Genomic DNA, 21571 nt, shown 5'->3' on the forward strand with positions numbered 1-21571 from the left:
TCCGGGGTGTCGCTGTGTCGTACGCCGGCCGCACGGAGCGTCGCGGTGCGGACGCGGCGGTGCCGGCCTTGCTTCGGGTGCGGGCCTGTTCCGGCCGTGTGTCAGCGGGTCGGCCAGGTGCGCCAGTTCTGCCAGGAGCGGCTCGGCGTCGGCCCACGCTGCCCCTGGTACCGCGACCCGTAGACCGCCGACCCGTACGGATGCTCGGCCGGCGAGGAGAGGCGGAAGATGCAGAGCTGGCCGATCTTCATGCCCGGCCACAGCGTGATCGGCAGGTTCGCCACGTTCGACAGCTCCAGCGTCACGTGGCCGGAGAAGCCCGGGTCGATGAAGCCGGCGGTCGAGTGGGTGAGGAGCCCCAGCCGGCCCAGCGAGCTCTTGCCCTCCAGACGGCCGGCGAGCTGGTCGCCGAGCGAGATCACCTCGAGCGTCGAGGCGAGCACGAACTCGCCGGGGTGCAGCACGAAGGGCTCGCCGTCCGGCACCTCGACCACCGACGTCAGGTCGTCCTGCTGCCGGGACGGGTCGATGTGCGTGTAGAGGTGGTTGTTGAAGACCCGGAAGAGCTTGTCCAGCCGTACGTCGATGCTCGACGGCTGCACCAGCGTGGGGTCGAACGGCTCCAGCGCCAGCGTGCCGGCCTTGATCTCGGTGACCAGGTCGCGGTCGGAGAGCAGCATCGCACCACCATAGCGAGCGCGGCGGCGGAGTCGGGTGGCGGCGTGCTCTTCGTACATTTGTTCGATAGAATGCCGGCATGGCTTCCTGGTCCGAATTCGCCGCCGACGAGCCCCGCCTCGCCGACGGGATCCGTCGTCTCCTCCAGCAGTACGGGCCGGGCCTGGGCTACCTGGCCACGGTCCGCGCCGACGGCGGCCCCCGGGTGCATCCGGTCTCTCCGGTCGTCACCGACGAGGGCCTCTTCTGCTTCGTGATCGACTCGCCGAAACGGCGCGACCTGGAGCGCGACGGGCGCTACGCGCTCCACTCCTTCCCCGCCGAGGAGAGCGACGACGAGGCGTACGTCGCGGGCCACGCCCGCCCGGTGACCGATCCGGCCCGGGTGGCCCGCCTGGCCCGCCTGCACCGCGCGGCCTCCCAGGTCGACTGGCGGCTCTTCGAGTTCACCATCGACGTCGCGATGCTCGCCCGCCACGACTCCGCCGGCGGGATCGCGCGGCCGGCCGTCCAGGTCTGGCTCGATCCGGGCGCCCACCGCGCGCCCGACGCCCACGTCGCGTTCGCTCGTCCCGCGGCCTGACGCTTCGGAAACGGGCCGGAAAACGCCGGTGCCGGCTCCGAGGTTCGGAGCCGGCACCGGATCGGGTACGCCGGGAGCTACGCCGCCCGGTACGCGTTCCAGGCGGTCAGCATGCGGCTGGCCTGGCCCGCGGTGAACTGGTACATGCAGTTGTCGTACGTGTAGTCCATGAAGTTGGTGATCGGGTCCAGACCCGGCGCTGTGCAGGTGTCGCGACCCGTCGGGCACTCGAAGGCCGGGGAGGCCTCGGCCGGGGTGTCGCTGACGCTGTCACCCGAGCCGCCGCACCCGCCCTGGAAGGTGTGGTAGAGGTTCAGCCAGTGGCCGACCTCGTGGGTGCCGGTGTCGCCGAGGTTGTAGTTGGTCGCGGTGCCACCGGGCAGCGACTCGCTCAGCACGACGACGCCGTCCATCTTGTCCAGCGACCGCTTCGGGAAGGTCGCCCAGCCGAGCAGGTCGTCGCTCAGTTCGCCCAGGTAGATGTTGAGCGTGCTCTTGCCGCCGGTGCGCAGCGAGGTCTTCATCGCCCGCTCCGCCGAGGAGCCCTGCACGATCGGGTACCAGCTCGGGTTGGTGACCCGGTTGATCTTCTGGAGCGAGAAGGCGAAGGCCGTGGACGCACCGCCGGTCGCCCCGCTGAACGACTGGTTCAGCACGTTGATCTGCGAGGTGATCATCGAGTCCGGGATGTTGCCGCCGGCCCGCGTGGCGTCCCGCTGGATCACGTGCACCACGACGGGGATGGTGACCGACGCGGTGGCTGCGGACACCGTAGAGCGCACACCCTTCCGCTTGGCGCGCTCCTGGATCAGGTCGGCCAGCTCGCCCTCACGGGCCTGCACCTGGCCGAGGGTCAGCTGGTTCGGGTCGTGCTTGGCCGCGGCGCCCGGTCGGGCCTTTGCCTTGGCCATCGCGCCACCCAGGAAGCACGTCTCGCTCACCGCGGGGGCGGCGAGAGGCGTGCTGGCGGGAGCGGCGGTCGGCAGGAATCCGACCGTCGCGACACCGAGGAGCAGAGCGAACGACGTCGACGCGATGCCGGCGTTACGACGAGTCAGCAGGTTGGGACGGAGTCCCATGGGCCCACCTCTTTCTGGCGGCGCAGCAGGGGGTGTGTCGCGCCGTGGCTGGAAACGTGTGGCAGACGTTACAACCCATAGACAGATTTGAGAACGACCATATATTGCCGGGAAGAAACTTTTTGCTGCCACGGGTTGACCCATGATCGATGTTCGAGTGGCCGGTGTCCAGCCCGTCCCGGTCCCCGGGTGGCTGGTCGGCGGCGCCGGCCGTGTCGCCGGGTACCTGGGTGCAGGGAGGGCCCGGCCTCAGGTACAGTGGTGCCGCCTGCGGGTGTAGTTCAATGGCAGAACATCAGCTTCCCAAGCTGACAGTGCGGGTTCGATTCCCGTCACCCGCTCCGGGTTGAGGCCCAGGTCAGGACACATTCCCGACCTGGGCCTCATTCATGCCGTTCGCTTCTTGGGTTTGTCGTGCCCCTTGCGTGCCCGATCGCGGCTCTTCTTGATCTGGTCACTGAGGCCGTCTGCGATGTGCTCGTCACGCTCGCGTGCGGTGTGCTGGTAGATCAGTGCCGCGCGGGTCGAGGCGTGGCCCATCCGGGCCATCAGGTCGGCGAGGCTCGCCCCGGTTCGTGAAGCCAGGGTGTTACCGGTGTGTCGCAGGTCGTGGAAGTGGAAGCCGGGCAGGCCGACCGCCGCGACAGAGCGCCGCCAATCGCTGGTGCGCTGGAAGTTGGAGCGGCGCAGGACCGCGCCGGTCGCTCCGGTGAAGACCAGCGCGTCCTGGTCGTCGTCGACGAACTCGTCCAGGTGCTCGCGCACGTCGCGACGGATCGCCGCCGGGATGGTGATGGACCGCAGGCCGGCATCGGTTTTGGGCGGTCCGAAGGTCAGGGTGCCGTCTTGGCGCTCGACCAGGGTGGCGCGGACCGTGAGAGTCCGACAGCGCGGGTCGAAGTCACGGCGGCGCAGGGCTGCCAGCTCGCCGTAGCGGAGGCTGGCGAAGGCGGCCAGCAGGATCAGCACGCGCAGCCGGCGCGGCACGATGTCGGCGAGCCGGAAGACCTGGGCGACAGTTGCGGTGGGCCGCTCGGCCGGCCGTTCAATGCCCGCGCCCTGAATGCGGCAGGGGTTACGCCGGATCAGTTCGTCATCAACGGCGGTGTTCAGCACGGCTCGCAGGAGTCGGTACGCCTTGGCGGCCATGGTGGCGCTCACGCCGTCGGCGAGCAGGTCGGCCCGCCATGCCCGGATGGCACCGGGCGTCAAGTCGTTGAGGAAGTAGGCACCGATGCGCGGTGCGATGTACTTGCGGTGCAGCCACCGGTAGAGGTCGAGGGTCCGGGGGCGCAGGCCGGGACGGTGCTCGATCCATTCTGTGAGGTAGTCGCCGAGCGCTACCCGGCCGAGGTCGGGGTTACGCCAGGTTCCCCGGATGATGTCCGACTCGACGGCTGTGAGCCAGCGGTCGGCGTCGGTCTTGGTGGCGAAGGTGTGTGGTGCCGGTCGGTCGATGCCGTCAGGGTCGCGGTAGCGGGCCTGGAAGCGACCGGACGGCAGTTTGCGGACGCGGCCGAAGCGGCGCTTGCTAGGCATAGGTGGGTACTCCCTTCGTGTAGGTGAGGACGGGTCGGATCGGGTCAACCTGGCCTTGGCGGATGTAGTCGGCGATGTCGTCGGGGTGGAACCGGACGTACTTGCCGACCTTGTAGAAGCGGATGCGGCGCTCGGACACGAGGCGGCGCACGAAGCGCACTCCGGTGCCGAGACGTTGCGCGGCTTGCTCGACGGTGAGCATGTCGACGTCGCGAGGTTCGTTCAGAACGGTCTCCTTTCTCATTGGTCAGGCGACGGCCGGCGCGGTGTCGGCCGGGGGTGTGGCGAGTTCGTGGGCGAGTTCTTCGCGGCCGGCGGCGTGTCGCTCGTGGGCGAGGGCGGCGGCGGTGTTGGCGAGCAGCGCGTCACCGGTGGTGTGCCAGCCGACCCCGGCGAAGGTGAGGGTGCCGACGACGAGGGTGGTTTCTTCGTCGAGGTGGTCGACCGCCCGGATGGGCTCGCCGGCGGCCTGGTCCTGGTCCTCGCTGCGCCGGTACGTGACGCGGGTGTCGCGCAGGAGTTGGAAGGTCACCGAGTAGCGGCGGGCCTTGGTGAGGAAGTGGCCGCCGAAGCCGAGCATGTGCGCCCACCGGCGCAGCCGGCCGTAGGGGTTGGTGCTGGCCGGTTTCGTCGGTTCGGCGTCAAGGGCGGCTTGACGCTCGGCGACGCACACGGGGCAGGCGGCGTAGCGGGTGTGAGTGCCGCAGTCCGGGCACTCCCAGCGGTCGACAAAGCCGGGCCGGGGTCGGTGATCCCGAGGCCGCTTCGACAGCGGGACGGGGGTGCCGGTGGGTCGGCCGAGTCGCCAGCAGGCGTCGATGAGGCGGGCGGTGTGGTCACCGTCCGGGTCGGCGTAGTCGCCGATGCTGTCCGCTGTCAGGCGGGTGGAGCTGTGCCCGGTGGCCTCGGTGCTCTTGGTGGCGTACTTGGCAAGGTAGCCGGCGACCATGCTGTCGGTGACCTCGCCACGGCCGGTCAGAGAGATGGGCCGGATGTCGAGCTGCTCGCCCCAGACGATCCGCCAGCCTTCCGGGCGGTCGGGGTGGGCGGGAGTGGTGTAGGCGACCTGGGCGGCGGCGTGGCGGAGGGCGTCGTCGAGGTCGGCGGCGGTGAACCCGGGCGGCGGGGGGACGACGGCGGCCGGGTCGGTGGGGTCGACGCCGTCCAGGCGTATCAGGGCGTGGAAGTGGACCGCGCCGCGTGCCTGGAATTCGGCGGCTTTGCCGTGGGAGAGCCGCACGGGTGGGACCTTGCGCACCTTGCCGGAGGGGGTGACGACGGGGACCCGCGGGATGCCGCGTCGGCGGGCGAGTTGGGCGAGCCAGCGTTCCGCGGCTTGCTTGGTGCGCCGCCATAGCTCCCCGGCGAACAGGTTCCAGACCACCTGGTGGTCGTGGTCGTAGCAGTCCAGGCACAGCGGCTGGCCGAGCACGGCGTCATCCGGCTCGTGGCGCGCCCAGCAGACGGCGGGGCGGCCGTGGGGGCAGAGGCCGGCGGCGGGGTCGGTGGTGCGGCGGGCGTGGCAGGGGTCGGGCCGGCAGTCGCAGCGTCGCCGGTCGGCGCAGGTGTGCCGCTTGACGGCCCGGTTGTGCACGGGGCCGAAGGACGGGGCGGTGAAGGTGGCGAACACGGCCGGGTGCCGCGACACGGTGTCGGGGACGCCCTTGCCGCCGACGAGGCCGGCGCGCAGAAGTTGGTAGGCGTCGCGCTGGTAGGTCTGCGCGCAGGCCGGGCAGACGCGGGATCGGCGGTTGCCGCACGCCTTGTAGATCGCGGCGTCGGGCATGGCGTCGGTGTGCCGCTGGTCGAGCACGCGCCCGGTGCCGGGCTCGACGGTGAACAGGTGGCCGGCGAGCCGGATGGGGCGGGTGCAGCCGGCGGCGGCGCGGACGTGTTCCAGCCAGCCGAAGTAGTCCGGTTGGGTGGCCCGTTGGAAGGCGGAGCCGGCGGCGGTGTAGCCGTGCACGGGCATGGTGTCGGCGTTCGAGCCCACACCCCGGGCCGTGGTCCGGGGTGTGGGGTCCAGCGTCGACGCCATCAAGCGGCCACCTCGGGCCGGGTGGTGATGGTGTGTTGGGTGACGATGAGTCGGCAGGCGCCGCACTGGCGGTCGGCCGGTTCGTGCCGGTAGCAGGGGATGGTGGCGGTCACGCCGCCGCAGCGGATGGTGACCGGGGTCCGGCAGGGGCCGCCGGGGATGACGTGGATGACCGTGCGTCGGGTGTCGTAGATGTGCGGCTCGCCGGACCAGGCCGGGCAGGTGTGGGTGACGTGCACGATGTCGACGACGTGGATGGTCACCGGGCACCACCCGTCACGGGGGTGCCGTTCACGGCGGCCGGGGTGTGGCCGCTCAGGGTGTGCAGCAGTTCCCGGGCGATGTCCGGGCCGACCGACAGCAGCCCGGCGAGCTCGTCGACGGTGATGGGGCGGCCGGTGCTCTGCTCGTGCCGGCCGATGACGAACCGGGCGGTGGGTACCAGGTGCGCGGGCACCTCGGGCCGGGCGATCGGCACCGGGTTGACGGGTGCCTCGATGACAGCCGGCGCAGCCGGCGGCGGGGTGTCGACAGCCGGCGACGGTGCCGGGGTGGTGTCGACGGCCGGCGCGGCGGCCGGGGTGTCGGTGGGGTTGTTGTCGTCCTGGTTCTTGGCCGCCAGGTCGCGGGCGGCGGTGAGCAGGGCGGAGGCTTCGGCTTCGATGGCGGCGAAGTCGGGTCGGATGCGTCCGGCGACTAGCTCGACGCCGATGACGAGGACGACGACCAGGGCGAAGACGAGCCGCAATCCGAGGCTGCCGGGGGAGGCGAAGTTGATGGTGGCCGACAGCAGGGCGGCACCGGAAAAGACTGCCAGTGCTCCCCGTTTGGCGTCGCGGGCGATGCCGGAGGTGCGGACGACGGTCAGCATCGACACCATCGCGGCGTCGAAGATCAGCGGCACCAGGTACGCGAAGTAGCCGGCTTTCTGGGTCCACAGGTAGTGGGCCTGGTGCAGGTAGCTGGTGGCGAGCGCGCCGAGCAGAACGAACCGGTTGTACCGCTTGATCGAGCCGATTGCCTTGAGCATGGTGGGCACGGCATTGCGGGCGTACTCGGCGGCGAACTGTTCAGTCACGGTGTGCGGGTCAGTGGGCATGGGGAGTCACCTCCGCAGCAGCGGGGAGCGTGTCGAGGGGGATGAGGTCGACCACGCCCGCGCAGTGGGCGCACATGATCGGGGCCAGCCCTCGGGCGGCGAGCTGCTGGCGGAAGCAGGGCAGGCAGGTGAAGGCGGCCGGGAACAGTCCCTCGCCCTCACACAGCACGCAGCGGCCGAAGCAGACCGGACAGGGCTTGTAGACGGGGCCGAGGACGTCGTGGATGCCGGCGGGCGTGTTGCCCTCGATGCACCACACGCAGGGATCGGCAAGGTTGAAGCTCATCGGGTGCCTCCGTGGCAGTCGAAGCAGCAGCCGTAGCGGCGGGAGATGTAGTAGGGGCGCACGACGCCGCACAGGCGGCAGGTGCGGCGAGCCCGAAGCGCCTTGCCGATGGCCTCGCGCTGGGCGGGCGTGGCGGTCCGCTTCGGTGCGGCGAGGTCGAGGCGGTAGAGGTAGGCGACGCGCTTGCCGCGCCGCCACAGGATCTGGGCCACCGGGTCGTGGCCTCCCGGACGCAGGCCGGCGGCGCGCAGTTGCCGGCGGGTGGCCAGGCCGTCCGGTGCCGTTTGGTAGGGGAAGGTGGGGAACCCGTAGCGGGTGCCGGTCGGGTCGTAGAACTCGACCCGGATGCCGGTGCGCTCGGCCAACTGGTCGAGGTCGGGACTGCGAAGGTCGGTCACGGCTTCTCACCGCCCCACCGCTGCTGGGCGGCCTGCTTGGAGATGCCGAGCCGAGCGCCGATCTCCGCCCAGGAGTAGCCGAAGGCGCGGAGGCCGATCACTGCCTCACCGATGGCGTCGTCGAGCTGGGCGGACAGGGCGACCAGGTCGCGGAGGGCTTCCACGTCGCCGGCGGCGACGCGGCGGCCGTGGGCGCGGATGATGCGGCGGGCGAACGCGGCGAACTCGTCGTTCTCGACGACCTCACGCCGCTTGCGCCGGGACGGGGTGTGCGTCAAGGACGCCTTGACGGTGAACATCAGTTCTCGCCCCCCGTGGTGTGGAGGCGGTCCCACTCGTCAGCCGCCGCTTCCAGGGCGGTGATGACCTGCTCGGCATTGCGGGCCGGGTCGTCGTTCCAGGAGTAGGGCGAGGTGTGCTCGTCGATCACGAAGCCGTCCTCGTCGACGAGGAACAGCGGGTGGAAGGCGTCGAGGTAGTCGACGAGTGCGCCGAGGGTGGCGAGGTAGTCGGCCAGGGCGTCGGGGTCGAGCTGGGCGAAGTGCTCGACGCGGTGGCCGGCGCAGGCGATGCCGATGGCCCCGGCGGCGCAGGCCGGCGGGGTCAGGGTGTCCGGGGTGGTGTTGTAGTAGGTGCCCTGGTGCCAGCCGTGCCGGCGCAGGTAGAGGGCAGCCATCCGCAGCAGGTCGGCCGGGGTGACCGGCGCGAGGGTGTGCGGTTTGTGGGTAGCCTTCATGGCAGCCACGTCCTTTCGGGAGGGCTTGGTCGAAGGTCGGCAGGACCGGCGTTGCTGCCAGGCGTGGTCCGGTCCTGTCGGCCGCTTCAGGTGGAGCGCAGCCGCAGGTAGCGGCGGTGCCGGGTGTCGTCACCGCCCATGCGTTGCGGGGCGGAGACGAAGACGAGTCGGCCGGTGGCGCTGGCGGCGTGGAGCATCACGGCCAGGTCTTCCGGAGAGCCGACGACCCACATTTCGGTGTACTGGTTGGCGCGCTGGTTGTTCGCGCGCGCTTGGGTACGGTCGCGGGTGGTCATGCCGCCAACCCCAGATCGAGGCGGGCACCGGCGGGGCGGCGGATCCAGGCGGCGTAGTCGGCGATGTTGTAGATGTCGGCGTCGGTCAGATACGCCGCTTTGATGCGGCGGGGAACGCCGCCTTCGGCCAGGAGGTAGGCCGCGCCCTGGTTGGTGGGCGAGATGTCCGAGGCGGTGTAGCCCTGCTCGGCCCAGCCCTGACCCAGGATGATGTTCGAGCTGTTCAGCGAGGTGCAGCGGAACGCAGCCCGGTAGCCGAACAGGTCCCGCAGCGAAGCGGGAATGATGTCCCACGACGGCCGCTGCGTGGCGGCAACCACGGGCATTCCGCAGGCCCGGCCGAGGGAAACCAGGCCGCGCAGGAGGGTCGAGAACTCTTCCTGCTGGGCCTTGGTGCCCAGGACGGTGGAGAACATGGCGAGTTCGTCGATGATGGTGACGATGACCGACAGGCCATCGGTCGGGGCGAGCTTGCGGCGCCGGTGAGCGAGTAGCCAGGCGTAGCGGTTGCTGGCGACGACCAGGAGCCGGCGCAGAACATTGAGGCCATGGTCGATGTCGAGGCCGACGAACTCGTCGGCGATGTCGCGCCAGGGGCCGAGTTCGACAAGCTTCGCGTCGAACAGCACGAGGCGGGTGTTGTCGCACAGGGCGGCGGTACCGGCGATGTTGTTGAGCAGGCCGGACTTCCCTCCGCCCGGTTCTCCGGCGGCGAGGATGTTGCGATAGATGACGTCGAGATAGACGGGCTGGCCGAACTCATCGATCCCGATAAACAGCGGATCGAACATCGACAGGCCAGGACCCACCGGCACCCCGGAAGCGGGGGCGGGAGTCGCGCTGGTCATGGTGTGCCCTCCCTTGGGCGGTTGGTGGGCGCGAGAAGCCACACGAACGAGCCGCAGGGCTCCTCGCGTCCCGGGTTGGGTAGGGATCAGATCCAGTCGGAAACGTCGTCGTCCGGCGCGGACGACGTGTCAGCCGCGGGCGTGCTGCCGTTGGCCGAGTTGGTCGGCTTCTTGGCGGCGGGCTTGCCCTGTGCCGGGAGGGTGATCGTCGGTACGTCGACGTCCGGCAGGTCCAGGGCGGTGGGCACCGTCAGCGGCGATGCCGAGACGGGGGCGGTCGGGTCGATCTGGTCGACCAGGGGCGAGTTCACTCGGGCGTCGAGCACCTCGCGGCGCTTGATGTCGAAGCGCAGATACGCAGCGTTGGTCTCCGATGCGCGCTCGATGAGCACGGTGGAGGCGTGGCAGGTGACCGCGATCTTGTCGAGGCGGCCTTCTAGGTCCTTCGCCGACAGACCCGGGCGCAGGTACACCCAGACCCGCTCACCGACCGGGGTGGGACGTGCCCACAGGATCAGCGGGAGGCTGCCGGACTGGTTGGCGATGATGAACTGCGCGAAGCACACGCGCAGCCGGTGCCGGACGATCAGGCACCACGCCCAGGCTTTGACCTGGCGGCGAACCGGCGGGATGGCGGCGGGGACGCCGACGACCAGGGCGACGACGAGCAGCATCACCACGGTTGAGGTGTGGTTGGCGAGCTGCACCCATGCGGTCAGCAGCAGCACCGCCAGGACGATTTCGGTGGCCCACCACCACAGCCGTTGCAGGACCGGCCAGATGCGGACGAGCAGCCAGGCGGCGGCACCGCAGGGGACACCGATCAGGGCGCCGACGATCAGGGCCACGATCGGGTGCCAGTACGAGGCGGCCACCACGGCGGCGAGTACGCCGACGATGACCGCCGTGAGGATGAACGCCAGCTTCGCGCGGCGTGCCGAGGAACGGTGAACCCTGGCCTCAATGACCGTCACCGTTCCGGTTGACTTGCCGGCGAACCGGCGGGGGCTAGACTTGGACACGACGAGTCCTCCCAATGCCAGTTGGGATCGGATGAGTGGACGGCACCGGGGTCGGCAGATGTAGGAGTCAGTACCGACCCCGGGCCAAATTTCCTTCTGTTGCCGCCACTGCCGGGTGGCGACCGGACCGGGAATGTAGGAGTCAGGAACACTCCCGGAACCGCTTGGGGTTGGGTCAGCGACCGTCAGGCCGCTTCAGCGAGCCACGGACACCAGCGGCTCACACAGCACGACGTGCGAACCGACCTACTTGCCGGCCGACGTGCCAGTCTTCGGCTTCAGCGACACCGCCCGGAACGCGACGCCGTTACGCCCGTTGGTCGCCCACGGAATGGCCTCCAACTGCTCGACCTCGACGAAGTCGCCCACCTTCACCTCCGGCTTCGTCCCCGCCGTGGTGATGGTGATGACCTCGCCGCCCGTCTCGTCGAGCACGAAGACCTGGGTGGACCACATCGGCCGGCCCGTGCCCTTCTCGGACTTCTGCTGACCGTTCTGATCGTTCTTCGGCTCCGGGTCCTTCGACGCCGTCACCTGCTTGCGCGTGGTGTCCACGTACAGCTTCAAAGCCGTCTCCCTGTTTCTTGGGGCACCGCTCCTCGGTGCACTCCGTCATCTTCATGTCTTCATGAAGACGTGCAGACAATGTACGGCCGGCCGTCCGATCGCGTCAAGACTTCATGAAGACCTAAACTGGAAGACGACGTGAAGGAGTATGAAGAATGGCCAAGTGGGAGCGAATCGCGGCAGAATGGCGCGAAAAGATCCATTCGGGCGAAGCCACGCCCGGGACGAAGCTGCCGAACGAGCAGCAGATGAAGGCCGACTACGAGGTCAGCCTGCCCGTTGTTCGGCAAGCGCTGGACACGCTTGAAGCAGAAGGTCTGGTCGATCGCCGCCACGGCCGAGGCACCTTCGTTCGAGCGCCCCGTCAACGAGTGCGCCGCTCTCCCGACCGGTACCAGTGGGAGAAGGACCGAGCCCGACTGCCCGAGTCACAGCGACGCCGCACAGGCGCAACCGAACGAGACACCGGATTGACCATGCAAGACCTTGAGTTCTCGGCTGAATACCGGACCGTCCCGGCAAGCGCTGAGCTGGCTCGGCTCTTCGGCGTTCCGGTCGGGGCGAAGATGCTAGAGCGCGTCTACCGTACGAGTTCGCGCAAAGAACGTGTACCGCTCAGCTTGAACACGTCCTACATGGTCTACGACGTGGTTGCCGAGAACCCCGCACTGCTCGACGCCAACAACGAGCCATGGCCCGGCGGCACCCAGAACCAGCTATTTACCATCGGCATCGAGCTAGACCGGATCGTTGACGAGATCACCGCACGGCCGCCCTCGGCAGACGAAGCCGAAGCCTTGAAGCTGCCTCCGGGAGTTTCAGTGCTCATCCTTCGTAAGGTCTCCATCGACACCAAGGACTGCGTGGTCGAGGTTTCGAACGTCGTACTTCCCGGCGATCGGACCGAGTTCGTCTACACAACGAAGCTCACGCGGTGGTCCGAGTGAAAATCTCCGTCATTACTCCAGTCCACCCGCCGAGCATCCCCTACCTGTCCGACGCCTACGAATCACTCCAATCCCAGGAGCTGCCAGACGGATGGACCTGGGAGTGGCTAGTCCAGGAGGACGGACGTACCGGCAAGGTCGCAGCCTCCCTACCCGATGACCCGCGCATCCTCAGCGGGGAAGGAAAACCGGGCGGTCCCGGAACCGCCCGCAACATGGCCATGGCGCGTAGTGACGGGGATCTGTTGCGAGTCTTGGACGCCGACGACCGGCTCACACCCGGCGCCCTCGCTCGCGACATCGAGATCCTCGCCGGCAGACCCGACGTCGGCTGGACCACATGCAGTGTGCTCGACCTGATGCCGGACGGATCCACGATCGGCTGGCAACACGCCGACCCGCCAGGCGGCACCCTTCACCAGGGCGACGTACTGAACTACTTCCGCAGCAACGGATACCGACTTCCGGTCCACCCAGCGACGCTGTGTATCCGACGTAACCTCGCACTCGCCCTCGGCGGCTGGATGGCCCTGCCCGGAGGGGAAGACACGGGCCTACTGATCGCCGCATCCGTCGTCACCGACGGATACTTCATCCCGGAACCCGGCCTGTTATACCGCAAACACGCCGACCAGATCACCGCCCAGAGCGACTGGACCGCGACCGAGGAGTGGCAGCTCCGCATGCAGCTCATAGAGTCCCGAGCCATCGCGTTGCAGACGCTCTACCGCGCCGCCAGCAGCTGATTCGGAAGCCCGCGGCTCACGCCGGACTTGGACGGAGCCGGCCAGCCGCCGGCAAGGTGGTGAGAACTTTCTGTACGTCTTCAAGGCGGCCCTTGACGGGCCGCACGCGCCGCCGCCTGGGCGCGCGCCGGCCGCTGCCGCTGTCGCTCTGCGGCCGTCACGCCTGATGCCCGGCGGCTGGCGCGGAGAGCGGGAAAGCCCGGAGGGCCGCCGCAGAACTACAGGATCGTTGACCGGGTGATGGTGGGCCGGCAGCCGGCCGCGCCGCGCGGCCACGAGCCCGCGCGGCGTAGGGGAGGGCACGCCGGCCGCGTCGGCGGGCTGGCGGCGGTCGCGGGCTTGCGGTCAGGGCGCCTCCGGCGGGGGCGCTCCGGCTCCAGGATGGCCGGGGCTCCGCCGGCGGGTCGCGGTCCGTGGGTGGTTGCGGTAGGCCATCCCGCCTGCCATCGACCCGGGCGAGCCGAGCAGACCACCGCCCGGCCCGCCAGCGTCCGTACGAGCCGTCAAGGTCCGCTTGACGTGGCGGGCCGGGCGGCGGCCCGCTCCCCAGGAGGGCGGGTCGATGGCAGACGGGATGGCGTAGGAACGCTTGGCTTGCTCTTCTCTGCGTTGCGAAACAGAGCATAACCGGCAGCCATGAATGCATGTATGGATGCAGGGGTCAAATGAATCGTTTCGTCGTTTCGTCGCCTCGGCACACTAATAAGGGCACCCTCAACTTTGCCATCAACAAATGCTCCGGCAACCAGGAAGGGCTTCAGTTCCGCTGCTTGCTTGGGTATCAGACAGTAGATGACCCGATTAGGGGTTGTCCCTACGGGAACAGCCTTAATCACCAATCCGTCGATTGGCGGGTAGATGAATCGGTCCGCGATGCGCCGTGCGCGGCGAACGAAGTTGCCTGCGTCTGGGATGGGATGGAGTGCGGCAATATAGTCCTCGCCCCGACGACGCCTCGTCTCTAATCCGATGACAATCAAGCCATCAGTCTCGCTGTTAGCGATCGCTGCAATGTCTTTCGCGAGGTTGAGCTTTGCGTGCTCCCGGTCCAACTCAAGCGAGCGTTTGCACTCCAAGCTCTGAGACTCGGACAGGCCGAGAAGCGCCTGCGCATGGCCTGACTCCAGTAATCCGACGAAGACGTTGGGCGTTGGGGTTCCATCTATGTATGCGTCAGCGATGGCGGCAGCGTCGGCAGCGAAGGTGGCAGCCTCCTCAACTGTCCGATGCCGCAGAGGCAGGCTGAAGTAGGCCTTCCAGATGTCCGTGTTCCAGAAGTCCCCCTCCAGCCCGACGAGTTCGGTTTTCCGAGCTTTGGCCCAATGCCGTAACAAACCTTCTAGCTCAGGAAAAGGTTCGTAAGGATCGCGCCCTGGTATGGCCAGCATCACCCCTACCAGGAGTTGACGGTCTTCCATGAGGGCCAAGAACGCGTTCTCGGCTAAAGAGTCGTCGTGGTCGAAGTTGCCCGGATCGTCCATTGTCCAATTTACCTGGATCACGACCCTTCCATCTTGGCGCTCTAAGCCGAGCCTGGACGCTTGGCATCCAAGCGACGAACTCGCTGTTACTAACGCAGTTCGGAGAGATGGCAGGCTTGCCCGAGATAATGTTTGATAGGAGCCGAAAAAGCCATCAGATCCCAGATATTCGATCGAGCCAGCGTCGCCAATGCGGAGCCGCTCAAGCGAGGGAACGAACTGCACTGGTAGCCCGGTCTGCCCGTGCCTTGCCCCCATGGCACTCTCCGACTGCTAGCTGGTACACACTCTTGGAGTAGTTCCGTACCAAGCTACGATGCTGTACCAACCTACAAGATGCAGCAGGTCAAGCATCATGGTTGTCGCGCCTAACGTGGAACTCATCCATGGCTGATCGCCGTTCGGGGATAGCGGTCAAGCTCCGCCGGCGAGGTGGCCAACGGAGCTTGACACCGCAACTCACCTAACAGGCGACGACGACGGCCCCCGCCTTGACATGGTCACTCCAGCCCCGGCGCGTCAAGTCGTCCACGACATCGCGCAGTCGCGCGGGATCCGACAAGAGGCGCTTGCACTCGCCGCAGACGTCCGGCCCGCTGCCGGACGCCGATCCGCCGCCCGGCTGGCACCGGAGTTCGTTCGGAACGCCACGCGACACCGGGACGCAAAGGCCCTCCAGCGTCTGCCCGCGGTGGTTGCACCGCAGTCTGACACGCACCCAGTTAGGCTGCATCGTCAACTCCCCCTGGCCATTGGCGGCCTGGTCGTCGCCGAGGCGACCATCACCCCGGCGATGCGCACGCTGACGCCACGCCCAGAGAGAAACGCCACTTCCCCTACACGGGTCGTTGATCCCCCTATAAGGTTCTGGCTGAGAGGCCAATCTCATGCAGAACCCCGGACGGACGTCACCCCGACGTATCCGACGCCGGGGCTTCTGCCTGCTCAGGACACGATACCAGGCGTCCCGTCACTATCCGTATGTCCGGGTCCGCGCTCGCTCCAAAAGTGAGCCCGATCACTCTGCCTACATCTGGTGCTGCCTCCCCCGCCGCCTCCCCACATGTTGGGGAAGCGTCCTTGTCGGACGGTCCCGATATAATGCGCGCCCCCTACTTCGCCCGCTACTGAAGGTAGCGAGAAACGGTAGTGGCTCAGGAAGCGCCGAGGCAGCAGGAGGGGCGCGTTCGCCGCATCGCCGTCATCGATCAGCGTAGGTCCACTGCATCGAGCCGCCTTTGCAACGCAGGGCCGTGAGGCAAGCGAGCCGGCCGGCAGCCGTCGAAGCGCTCGGCGTGCCCGATGCGTGCCCGATGCAGAGGTCAACGCCGGCCAACAAGGGCAGATCAGCACCCGCGATCTGAACGCTCCGTGTTCAGTCGCCCACGAGCACGGCTACTGACGGTACAGATCAACGCGATTCCCAAGCTGACAGTGCGGGTTCGATTCCCGTCACCCGCTCCAAGCGAAGGCCCAGGTCAGGACCGGTTCCCGACCTGGGCCTTGGTCATGTCGGTCACTTCTTCGTCTTTCGTGGCAGGCCAGCCGCAGCCGCGGAGCGCCGCCATGATCATCAGGTGGAGCCCCAGTGGGCTCACGTTCTCGCTGTGCCGTCGATGTGGCCGCGGCCCGTTCGTATGGAGGGTGACCGGTCGGCGCGGTGCCGACCGCGACGCGTAAGGGGCGAGGCCATGCGGAAGCTGATAGTGATCGAGTTCGTGACCCTTGACGGGGTCATGCAGGGGCTGGGGCCGCCGGACGAGGATCGCGACGGCGGTTTCGAGCACGGCGGCTGGGCCGCGCCGTACTTCGACGAAGTGCAGGGAGCGGCAGCGGTCGAAGGGCTGAAGTCGACGACGGCGTACCTCTTCGGGCGCAGGACATACGAGAAGATGGCCGAGTTCTGGCCGAGCCGGCCCGACCAGAACCCGGTGGCCGCGCACCTCAACGTGACGCCGAAGTACGTCATCACGCGGACCCTGACCAGCCTCACCTGGTCAAACTCCGAGGTGTTAGCCGGCGATCCCGGGTCGGCCGTTCGGGATCTGAAGGCACAGGGCGACGGCAACATCGCCTTGCTGGGCAGCGGCATGCTCGTCCAGGACCTCGTCGCGAACGACCTGGTCGACGGCTACCGCTTGTTCGTGCATCCTCTGCTTCTCGGCACCGGCAAGCGGTTGTTCCGGGAGACGGACCGGCCGCGACGGCTGCGGCTCGTCGACTGCACGCCGACCACCACTGGCGTACTCATGCTCACGTACGAACCGGTGTGACCCGTGTCAGTGGCCGTGTCAGCGGCGTGTCAGGGGGGTGACAGGCCGGGCGCCCATGGTGGTCGCATGACAAGTTCAGCGATTGCAGTCTCAGGGCTGCGCAAGGCCTACAAGGACAAGGTCGTGCTCGACGGCATCGACCTGGACGTCCCCGCGGGCACGATCTTCTCCCTACTCGGTCCGAACGGGGCGGGTAAGACGACGACGGTGAACGTGCTGACGACGTTGGTGAAGGCCGACGCGGGGACGGTGCGCGTCGCCGGCCATGATGTCGCGACCCAGGCCAAGGCGGTGCGCGCGGCGATCGGGGTCACCGGTCAGTTCGCGGCGGTCGACGAGCTGCTGACCGGGCAGGAGAACCTGCGGCTGATGGTCGATCTGAGCCCGGTGCCCGCCAGGGACGGCAAGCGGGTCGTCACGGAGCTGCTGGAGCGGTTCGACCTCGTGGAGTCGGCGCAGAAGCCGGTGTCGACCTATTCCGGGGGCATGCGCCGAAAGCTTGATCTGGCGATGACGCTCGTCGGCAACCCGCGGATCATCTTCCTCGACGAGCCGACGACGGGACTGGATCCGCGCAGCCGTCGCACGATGTGGTCGATCATCCGTGACCTGGTGGCCGACGGCGTGACCATCTTCCTCACCACCCAGTACCTCGAGGAAGCCGACCAGCTCGCCGACCGGATCGCCGTACTCGATCAGGGCCGCCTGGTCGCCCAGGGCACTCCCGACGACCTGAAGCGCCAGATCCCCGGGACGCACGTCCGGCTCCGGTTCACCACCGTCGCCGAACTCGACGCGGCCGCGCGGGTCCTCGGCGACTCCACGCGGGACGACGAGGCACTGGCCCTGCGGATTCCCAGCGATGGCGGGACCAGGTCACTGCGGGCCCTGCTGGACCGGCTCGACGAGTACGCGATCAGTGCCGAAGGGCTGTCCGTGCAGACACCGGACCTCGATGACGTTTTCCTCGCCCTGACGGGCCGTACCACGGAGGTGGCCGCGAAATGAGCACCAAGTCCCACTCGATCGTCATGCTGCGTCGCAACTTCAAACACATCGCCCGGAACCCGACCTCGGTGTTCAACGCGGTCCTGATGCCGATCGTGATCATGTTGATGTTCGTGTACATGTTCGGAGACGCGTTCAACGTCGGTGTCGACTACATCGACTACGCGACGCCGGGCCTGATGCTGTTGGCCGTCTGCTACGGGCTGGGGTCCACCGCGACGGCGGTGAACTCCGACATGACGAAGGGCATCATCAACCGGTTCAAGGTCATGCACGTCTCCCGTGGTGCGGTGTTGACCGGTCACGTCATCGCCAGCGTGCTGACCAACCTGGTCGCCATCGCGGCCCTCGTCGGGGTGGCCTTCCTGCTGGGATTCGACCCATCGGCGAGTCTCCTCGACTGGCTCGGCGCGATCGGCGTGATCGTGCTGCTCGGCTTCGCGGCCGGCTGGCTCACGGTCGCGCTGGGACTGTTCGCGAAGTCGCCGGAAACGGCGGGTCTGGCCTCCGTGCCGCTGGTCATGCTGCCGTTCTTCAGCAGCGCGATCGTGCCGGCGGACAAGATGGGGCCCGGACTCCGGGAGTTCGCGGAGTACCAGCCCTTCACGCCGATCATCGAAACCCTCCGCGGGCTCCTCAACGGCGCACCGTCCGCCGGTGACGCGATCCCCGCCCTCGCCTGGTGTGTCGGCATCGCTCTCGTCGGCTACCTGTGGGCGCGTTCCACGTTCACGAAGCGAGCGTGACCGCGACCAACTGACTCCAACCCGTCCGGGTGCCTTCCAGCGCCGCCTCGGCGAACTTCGCTTCGCCGAGGCGGCGCCGCACTGTCTGCTCGATCCGGGCCACGTCCGGGTGGGAACGGTCCGGCAGTCCGCGCACGCCGGTGCTCGCCGCGAGCAGCCGCGCGGCCTGCTCGTACTGGCCGCGGCGTAGGGCCAGGTCCGAGACTCCGACGAGTACCTGCGCGATCGAGGGTGCGTGCCCCGCCTCGGCCGCCGCCTGGCAGGCCGCGGCGCGGTGCCTTCGCGCCTCGCCGAGATCGTCGGTGAGGTAGCCCAGCAGGTCGTGTGTCACGGCGCGGATGTGCGCCTGCTCCGCTTCGTCGCCGAGCAAGGTCGTCGCGACACCGAGTTGCCGGGCCGCCTCGTCGGCCTCGCCGCGCCAGCGAGCGAGTTCCGCCTGCGAGAGGGCCAGCACGGCCAGCGCACCCGGCCACGTGACCCGTTCCGCGCATCGCTGCGCCTCGGCTACGGCGGCCGCGCTGGAGTCCTCATCGCCCAGCAACCAGTACAGCTGAGCCTGTCGCGACCGCATCCGGATGACGTCCTCGATGGCGCCGACCTCGGTGACGACCGCGATCGCCTGTTCGTAGTGCTCGCACGCACCGACGAACTCACCGCGCACGGCGATCAGCTCCGCCAGCTCGGTCAGGGCGAACGAGATCCCGAACCGTTCGCCGAGGGCCCGAAACTCGGCGAGCGCCGTCTCGAGATACGCGTCGACGTCCCGCCCGTCCTGACCGAGCATGATCCGCATCTTGCCGAGGTGCAGCCGGGCCAGTGCGCGTACCCAGGGGTCCTCGTCGTCCAGCAACGGTTCCCATGCGGGCAGGAACGCGCCCGGCGCCTGCAACATGCGTTCCAGCGGGACGACGAGCGCCATCCCCGGGTGGCTGCGTCGACTGCGCCGGCTGAACCGGTACGCCTTGTGGATCCACTCCGCCGCATGGTGTTCGTCGCCCGGCCCGGAGCCCACGAACAGCACGACGAGCGCGTACACGATGGCCCGGATCTCGTCGGTCACCTCGCCGGGCGTCTCGGTGGCCGCGGTGATCAGCTCCATGCCTTCGGTCCGGTGGCCGCCGAGCCACCAGTACCAGCCGGCGCTCGCGGCCAGCCGCATCGCCGCATGCGCCTCGCCGGCCGCGAGCGCACCGCGCATCGCGGATCCGATGTTGTCGTGCTCGGCCTCGAGGGTGGCGAGCCATGTCAGCTGCTCGGCGCGGCGAAGCTGCGGCTCCGCGGTCTCGGCGAGTTCGGTGAAGTAGGCGAGATGCGCGCGGCGCGCCAGCTCCGATTCCCCCGCCTCGGCGAGCCGGTGCGCGGCGTACTCCTTGATCGTGCCGAGCATCCGGTAGCGCGGTGCGCCGTCGCCCTCGGCGACCAGCAGCGACTTCTCGGCCAGCGCGGTGAGCAACTCGAGCACCTCCTCCTGCTCGACCGCGTCGCCGGCGCAGACCCGCTCGGCCGCTTCCAGGCCCGCCCCACCGGAGAACACCGAGAGCCTGCGCAGGACCGCCCGTTCGGCGTCGGTCAGCAGCTCCCAGCTCCAGTCGACCATCGCGCGCAGCGTTCTGTGCCGGGGCAACGCGGTACGGCTGCCGCCGGTCAGCAGGCGGAACCGGTCGTCGAGCCGCTCGGCGAGCTGATCGATGGACATGGTGCGCAACCTGGCGGCGGCCAGTTCGATCGCCAGCGGCATCCCGTCCAGCGCCCGGCAGACGCGCGCCATCGTCGACAACGTGTGGGCGTCGACCGCGAGATCCCTGCGCACCGCGCTCGCCCGGTCGCGCAGCAACCGGACGGCGGGAGAGGACTCGATGTCGCCAGGGCCGGCGTCCCGGTCCGGCAACGCCAGCGGCGCGACGGGCCACAGCACCTCACCGGTGATGCCGAGCGGTTCCCTGCTCGTCGCCAGGATCCGCAGCCGCCGGCACTCCCCGAGCAGTCGGTGGGCGAACGCCGCCGCCGACTCGATCACGTGCTCGCAGTTGTCCAGGATCAGCAGCGCCTCGCGCTCGCGGATCGCCGCGATGAGCCGGTCGATCAGCTCCATGTTCGGTGCCTCGCCGAGCAGAGCGTCCCGGAGGCCGAGCCCGGCGAGCGTCGCCCGCACCACGTCACCGTCGGCGCCGATGGCGGCGAGCTCCACCAGCCAGGCGCCGTCCGGCAGCTCGTCGAGCAGCCTGCGTGCCGTTTCCGTGGCCAGCCTGGTCTTCCCCGAGCCGCCCGGCCCGATCAGGTTGGTGAGCCGGTGTTCGGCAACGAGTGCGGCGACCGCGGCGACGTCGGCGTCCTTGCCGATGAAGCTGCTCAGCTCGGCACGTAGGTTGGTCTTCCGGTTCTCCTCCCGCCGTCCCACCTCGCCCCGCAGCAGGGCGACGTGCAGTGCGGACAGCTCCGGTGAGGGGTCGACGCCCAGCGCGTCGGCCAGGGCTTCGCTCGTGCGCTGGTACACGAGCAGCGCCTCGGTGCCGCGACCGGCCGCGGCGAGGGCACGCATCAGCGCGATGACAAGCCGTTCGCGCACCGGGTGCGCGGCCACCAGGTCGGTCAGCTCGGGGATCAGTTCGGCACCGTGGCCGAGGTTGATCTCCGCGTCGAACCGATCCTCCATCGCGGTCAGGCGTAGCCTCTCGAGCCGGGTGACCGCCGCGTCGAGCGCCGCGCTGTCGGGCAGGCCGACGTCCTGCATGGCCCCACCGCGCCACAGGGCGAGAGCCTCGCGGAGCCGCCGTACCCGCTGCGGATCCTCGTCATCGCGAGCCTGGCCGACGAGGCGTTCGAACCGTACGGCGTCGACGGCGTCGGGTTCCACCGTCAACCGGTAGCCGTCCGGCTGCCCTTCGACCGACCCTGCCGGCAGCGCCTTCCGCAGCCGGGAGACCAGGCGCTGCAACGCGTTCGCCGCGTCGGAGGGTGGGTGTTCACCCCAGATCCAGTCGACGAGCGTCGCCTTGGGGACCACGCGATTCGGGTTGAGCGCGAGGGCGATCAACAGCCCGCGCAGCCGGGCGCCGGGCACGTCGGCGGGGACGCCGTCGGCCATGCGAACCTCGAAGGGTCCGAGCATCCCGATCTGCACCTAGCAGATCTTGCCACGGGCGATTGACCGGCCTCCGACTGCCGACGCGGCGCAGAAGGCTCGCACGAACGTGACGGGGC

General features: G+C 68.8%; 23 protein-coding genes and 1 tRNA gene. 7 read left to right on the top strand and 17 right to left on the bottom strand.

Annotated features, from left to right (window positions below):
* Positions 1–101 precede the first annotated feature (101 nt).
* Positions 102–680: a dCTP deaminase gene (gene dcd / locus HCJ94_RS01335; RefSeq protein ID WP_167999085.1), complete on the bottom strand. Its 579-nt coding sequence runs from the start codon at positions 678–680 to the stop codon at positions 102–104.
* Positions 681–757: 77 nt separating this feature from the next.
* Between dcd and HCJ94_RS01340 the strand changes: the two genes are divergently transcribed.
* Positions 758–1261, top strand: a complete 504-nt coding sequence (locus tag HCJ94_RS01340; protein WP_167999086.1) for a pyridoxamine 5'-phosphate oxidase family protein — start codon at positions 758–760, stop codon at positions 1259–1261.
* A gap of 77 nt (positions 1262–1338) precedes the next feature.
* On the opposite strand, the gene HCJ94_RS01345 is transcribed toward HCJ94_RS01340, so the two are convergent.
* Entirely contained in the window at positions 1339–2340 is a 1002-nt protein-coding gene (locus HCJ94_RS01345; RefSeq protein ID WP_167999087.1) for a zinc metalloprotease, read from the bottom strand.
* Between the two features lie 270 nt (positions 2341–2610).
* On the opposite strand from HCJ94_RS01345, the gene HCJ94_RS01350 reads away from it, so the two are divergent.
* A tRNA-Gly gene (locus HCJ94_RS01350) sits at positions 2611–2681 on the top strand.
* A 46-nt stretch (positions 2682–2727) separates the two neighbouring features.
* Here HCJ94_RS01350 and HCJ94_RS01355 read toward each other — a convergent pair.
* From HCJ94_RS01355 to HCJ94_RS01415, 13 genes are all read right to left on the bottom strand, one after another.
* A complete protein-coding gene (locus tag HCJ94_RS01355) occupies positions 2728–3879 on the bottom strand; it encodes a tyrosine-type recombinase/integrase (RefSeq protein ID WP_167999088.1) in 1152 nt (383 codons plus the stop codon).
* A complete protein-coding gene (locus HCJ94_RS01360) occupies positions 3872–4081 on the bottom strand; it encodes a helix-turn-helix domain-containing protein (RefSeq protein ID WP_167999089.1) in 210 nt (69 codons plus the stop codon). Before HCJ94_RS01360 ends, HCJ94_RS01355 begins: the two co-directional genes overlap by 8 nt.
* Positions 4082–4126: 45 nt before the next feature.
* Positions 4127–5917 carry a replication initiator gene (locus tag HCJ94_RS01365; protein WP_167999090.1) on the bottom strand — a complete coding sequence of 597 codons (1791 nt, stop codon included), beginning with the start codon at positions 5915–5917 and terminating at the stop codon, positions 4127–4129.
* Complete coding sequence (locus HCJ94_RS01370) at positions 5917–6180, bottom strand: hypothetical protein (RefSeq protein WP_167999091.1); 264 nt, start codon at positions 6178–6180, stop codon at positions 5917–5919. The genes HCJ94_RS01365 and HCJ94_RS01370 overlap by 1 nt, the downstream gene beginning before the upstream one ends.
* Positions 6177–7016, bottom strand: coding sequence for a DUF2637 domain-containing protein (locus tag HCJ94_RS01375; RefSeq protein ID WP_167999092.1), 840 nt, complete (start codon positions 7014–7016; stop codon positions 6177–6179). Before HCJ94_RS01375 ends, HCJ94_RS01370 begins: the two co-directional genes overlap by 4 nt.
* Complete coding sequence (locus HCJ94_RS01380) at positions 7006–7302, bottom strand: hypothetical protein (protein ID WP_167999093.1); 297 nt, start codon at positions 7300–7302, stop codon at positions 7006–7008. The genes HCJ94_RS01375 and HCJ94_RS01380 overlap by 11 nt, the downstream gene beginning before the upstream one ends.
* The gene (locus tag HCJ94_RS01385) at positions 7299–7700 is read right to left on the bottom strand and encodes an RRQRL motif-containing zinc-binding protein (protein ID WP_309227098.1); all 402 of its coding nucleotides are present in this window, start codon (positions 7698–7700) and stop codon (positions 7299–7301) included. Before HCJ94_RS01385 ends, HCJ94_RS01380 begins: the two co-directional genes overlap by 4 nt.
* A complete protein-coding gene (locus HCJ94_RS01390) occupies positions 7697–7999 on the bottom strand; it encodes a hypothetical protein (protein ID WP_167999094.1) in 303 nt (100 codons plus the stop codon). Before HCJ94_RS01390 ends, HCJ94_RS01385 begins: the two co-directional genes overlap by 4 nt.
* The gene (locus tag HCJ94_RS01395) at positions 7999–8436 is read right to left on the bottom strand and encodes a DUF6197 family protein (protein WP_167999095.1); all 438 of its coding nucleotides are present in this window, start codon (positions 8434–8436) and stop codon (positions 7999–8001) included. The genes HCJ94_RS01390 and HCJ94_RS01395 overlap by 1 nt, the downstream gene beginning before the upstream one ends.
* Before the next feature lie 86 nt (positions 8437–8522).
* Entirely contained in the window at positions 8523–8732 is a 210-nt protein-coding gene (locus tag HCJ94_RS01400; protein WP_167999096.1) for a hypothetical protein, read from the bottom strand.
* Entirely contained in the window at positions 8729–9580 is an 852-nt protein-coding gene (locus tag HCJ94_RS01405; RefSeq protein ID WP_167999097.1) for an FtsK/SpoIIIE domain-containing protein, read from the bottom strand. Before HCJ94_RS01405 ends, HCJ94_RS01400 begins: the two co-directional genes overlap by 4 nt.
* An 86-nt stretch (positions 9581–9666) precedes the next feature.
* A complete protein-coding gene (locus HCJ94_RS01410; protein WP_309227099.1) occupies positions 9667–10602 on the bottom strand; it encodes a hypothetical protein in 936 nt (311 codons plus the stop codon).
* A gap of 246 nt (positions 10603–10848) precedes the next feature.
* On the bottom strand, positions 10849–11169 hold the full coding sequence (locus HCJ94_RS01415; RefSeq protein WP_167999098.1) for a hypothetical protein: 321 nt from the start codon (positions 11167–11169) through the stop codon (positions 10849–10851).
* Between the two features lie 155 nt (positions 11170–11324).
* Between HCJ94_RS01415 and HCJ94_RS01420 the strand changes: the two genes are divergently transcribed.
* Together HCJ94_RS01420 and HCJ94_RS01425 are read left to right on the top strand one after the other, a co-directional pair.
* Complete coding sequence (locus tag HCJ94_RS01420; protein WP_167999099.1) at positions 11325–12116, top strand: GntR family transcriptional regulator; 792 nt, start codon at positions 11325–11327, stop codon at positions 12114–12116.
* Entirely contained in the window at positions 12113–12862 is a 750-nt protein-coding gene (locus HCJ94_RS01425) for a glycosyltransferase family 2 protein (RefSeq protein WP_309227100.1), read from the top strand. The genes HCJ94_RS01420 and HCJ94_RS01425 overlap by 4 nt, the downstream gene beginning before the upstream one ends.
* A 503-nt stretch (positions 12863–13365) precedes the next feature.
* On the opposite strand, the gene HCJ94_RS01430 is transcribed toward HCJ94_RS01425, so the two are convergent.
* Complete coding sequence (locus HCJ94_RS01430) at positions 13366–14364, bottom strand: AlbA family DNA-binding domain-containing protein (protein WP_167999101.1); 999 nt, start codon at positions 14362–14364, stop codon at positions 13366–13368.
* A 1670-nt stretch (positions 14365–16034) separates the two neighbouring features.
* On the opposite strand from HCJ94_RS01430, the gene HCJ94_RS01435 reads away from it, so the two are divergent.
* From HCJ94_RS01435 to HCJ94_RS01445, 3 genes are all read left to right on the top strand, one after another.
* Positions 16035–16616 (top strand): dihydrofolate reductase family protein, encoded by a 582-nt coding sequence (locus HCJ94_RS01435; protein ID WP_167999102.1) that lies wholly within the window; start codon positions 16035–16037, stop codon positions 16614–16616.
* A 66-nt stretch (positions 16617–16682) separates the two neighbouring features.
* Positions 16683–17624, top strand: a complete 942-nt coding sequence (locus tag HCJ94_RS01440; protein ID WP_167999103.1) for an ATP-binding cassette domain-containing protein — start codon at positions 16683–16685, stop codon at positions 17622–17624.
* Positions 17621–18370: an ABC transporter permease gene (locus HCJ94_RS01445; protein ID WP_167999104.1), complete on the top strand. Its 750-nt coding sequence runs from the start codon at positions 17621–17623 to the stop codon at positions 18368–18370. Before HCJ94_RS01440 ends, HCJ94_RS01445 begins: the two co-directional genes overlap by 4 nt.
* Here the strand turns inward: HCJ94_RS01445 and HCJ94_RS01450 are convergent.
* A complete protein-coding gene (locus tag HCJ94_RS01450) occupies positions 18354–21491 on the bottom strand; it encodes an ATP-binding protein (RefSeq protein WP_167999105.1) in 3138 nt (1045 codons plus the stop codon). The two genes, HCJ94_RS01445 and HCJ94_RS01450, sit on opposite strands and share 17 nt — an antisense overlap.
* Positions 21492–21571 lie beyond the last annotated feature (80 nt).

Source organism: Micromonospora thermarum (assembly GCF_012034245.1).
GTDB lineage: Bacteria > Actinomycetota > Actinomycetes > Mycobacteriales > Micromonosporaceae > Micromonospora > Micromonospora thermarum.

What these genes read in the sequence shown, in the direction of transcription:
- HCJ94_RS01355 (WP_167999088.1), bottom strand. Translation starts at nt 3,879, where the DNA reads ATGCCTAGCAAGCGCCGCTTCGGCCGCGTCCGCAAACTGCCGTCCGGT.
- HCJ94_RS01380 (WP_167999093.1), bottom strand. Translation starts at nt 7,302, where the DNA reads ATGAGCTTCAACCTTGCCGATCCCTGCGTGTGGTGCATCGAGGGCAAC.
- HCJ94_RS01345 (WP_167999087.1), bottom strand. Translation starts at nt 2,340, where the DNA reads ATGGGACTCCGTCCCAACCTGCTGACTCGTCGTAACGCCGGCATCGCG.
- HCJ94_RS01435 (WP_167999102.1), top strand. Translation starts at nt 16,035, where the DNA reads ATGCGGAAGCTGATAGTGATCGAGTTCGTGACCCTTGACGGGGTCATG.
- HCJ94_RS01365 (WP_167999090.1), bottom strand. Translation starts at nt 5,917, where the DNA reads ATGGCGTCGACGCTGGACCCCACACCCCGGACCACGGCCCGGGGTGTG.
- HCJ94_RS01405 (WP_167999097.1), bottom strand. Translation starts at nt 9,580, where the DNA reads ATGACCAGCGCGACTCCCGCCCCCGCTTCCGGGGTGCCGGTGGGTCCT.
- dcd (WP_167999085.1), bottom strand. Translation starts at nt 680, where the DNA reads ATGCTGCTCTCCGACCGCGACCTGGTCACCGAGATCAAGGCCGGCACG.
- HCJ94_RS01445 (WP_167999104.1), top strand. Translation starts at nt 17,621, where the DNA reads ATGAGCACCAAGTCCCACTCGATCGTCATGCTGCGTCGCAACTTCAAA.
- HCJ94_RS01420 (WP_167999099.1), top strand. Translation starts at nt 11,325, where the DNA reads ATGGCCAAGTGGGAGCGAATCGCGGCAGAATGGCGCGAAAAGATCCAT.
- HCJ94_RS01340 (WP_167999086.1), top strand. Translation starts at nt 758, where the DNA reads ATGGCTTCCTGGTCCGAATTCGCCGCCGACGAGCCCCGCCTCGCCGAC.
- HCJ94_RS01400 (WP_167999096.1), bottom strand. Translation starts at nt 8,732, where the DNA reads ATGACCACCCGCGACCGTACCCAAGCGCGCGCGAACAACCAGCGCGCC.
- HCJ94_RS01390 (WP_167999094.1), bottom strand. Translation starts at nt 7,999, where the DNA reads ATGTTCACCGTCAAGGCGTCCTTGACGCACACCCCGTCCCGGCGCAAG.
- HCJ94_RS01360 (WP_167999089.1), bottom strand. Translation starts at nt 4,081, where the DNA reads ATGCTCACCGTCGAGCAAGCCGCGCAACGTCTCGGCACCGGAGTGCGC.
- HCJ94_RS01375 (WP_167999092.1), bottom strand. Translation starts at nt 7,016, where the DNA reads ATGCCCACTGACCCGCACACCGTGACTGAACAGTTCGCCGCCGAGTAC.
- HCJ94_RS01395 (WP_167999095.1), bottom strand. Translation starts at nt 8,436, where the DNA reads ATGAAGGCTACCCACAAACCGCACACCCTCGCGCCGGTCACCCCGGCC.
- HCJ94_RS01440 (WP_167999103.1), top strand. Translation starts at nt 16,683, where the DNA reads ATGACAAGTTCAGCGATTGCAGTCTCAGGGCTGCGCAAGGCCTACAAG.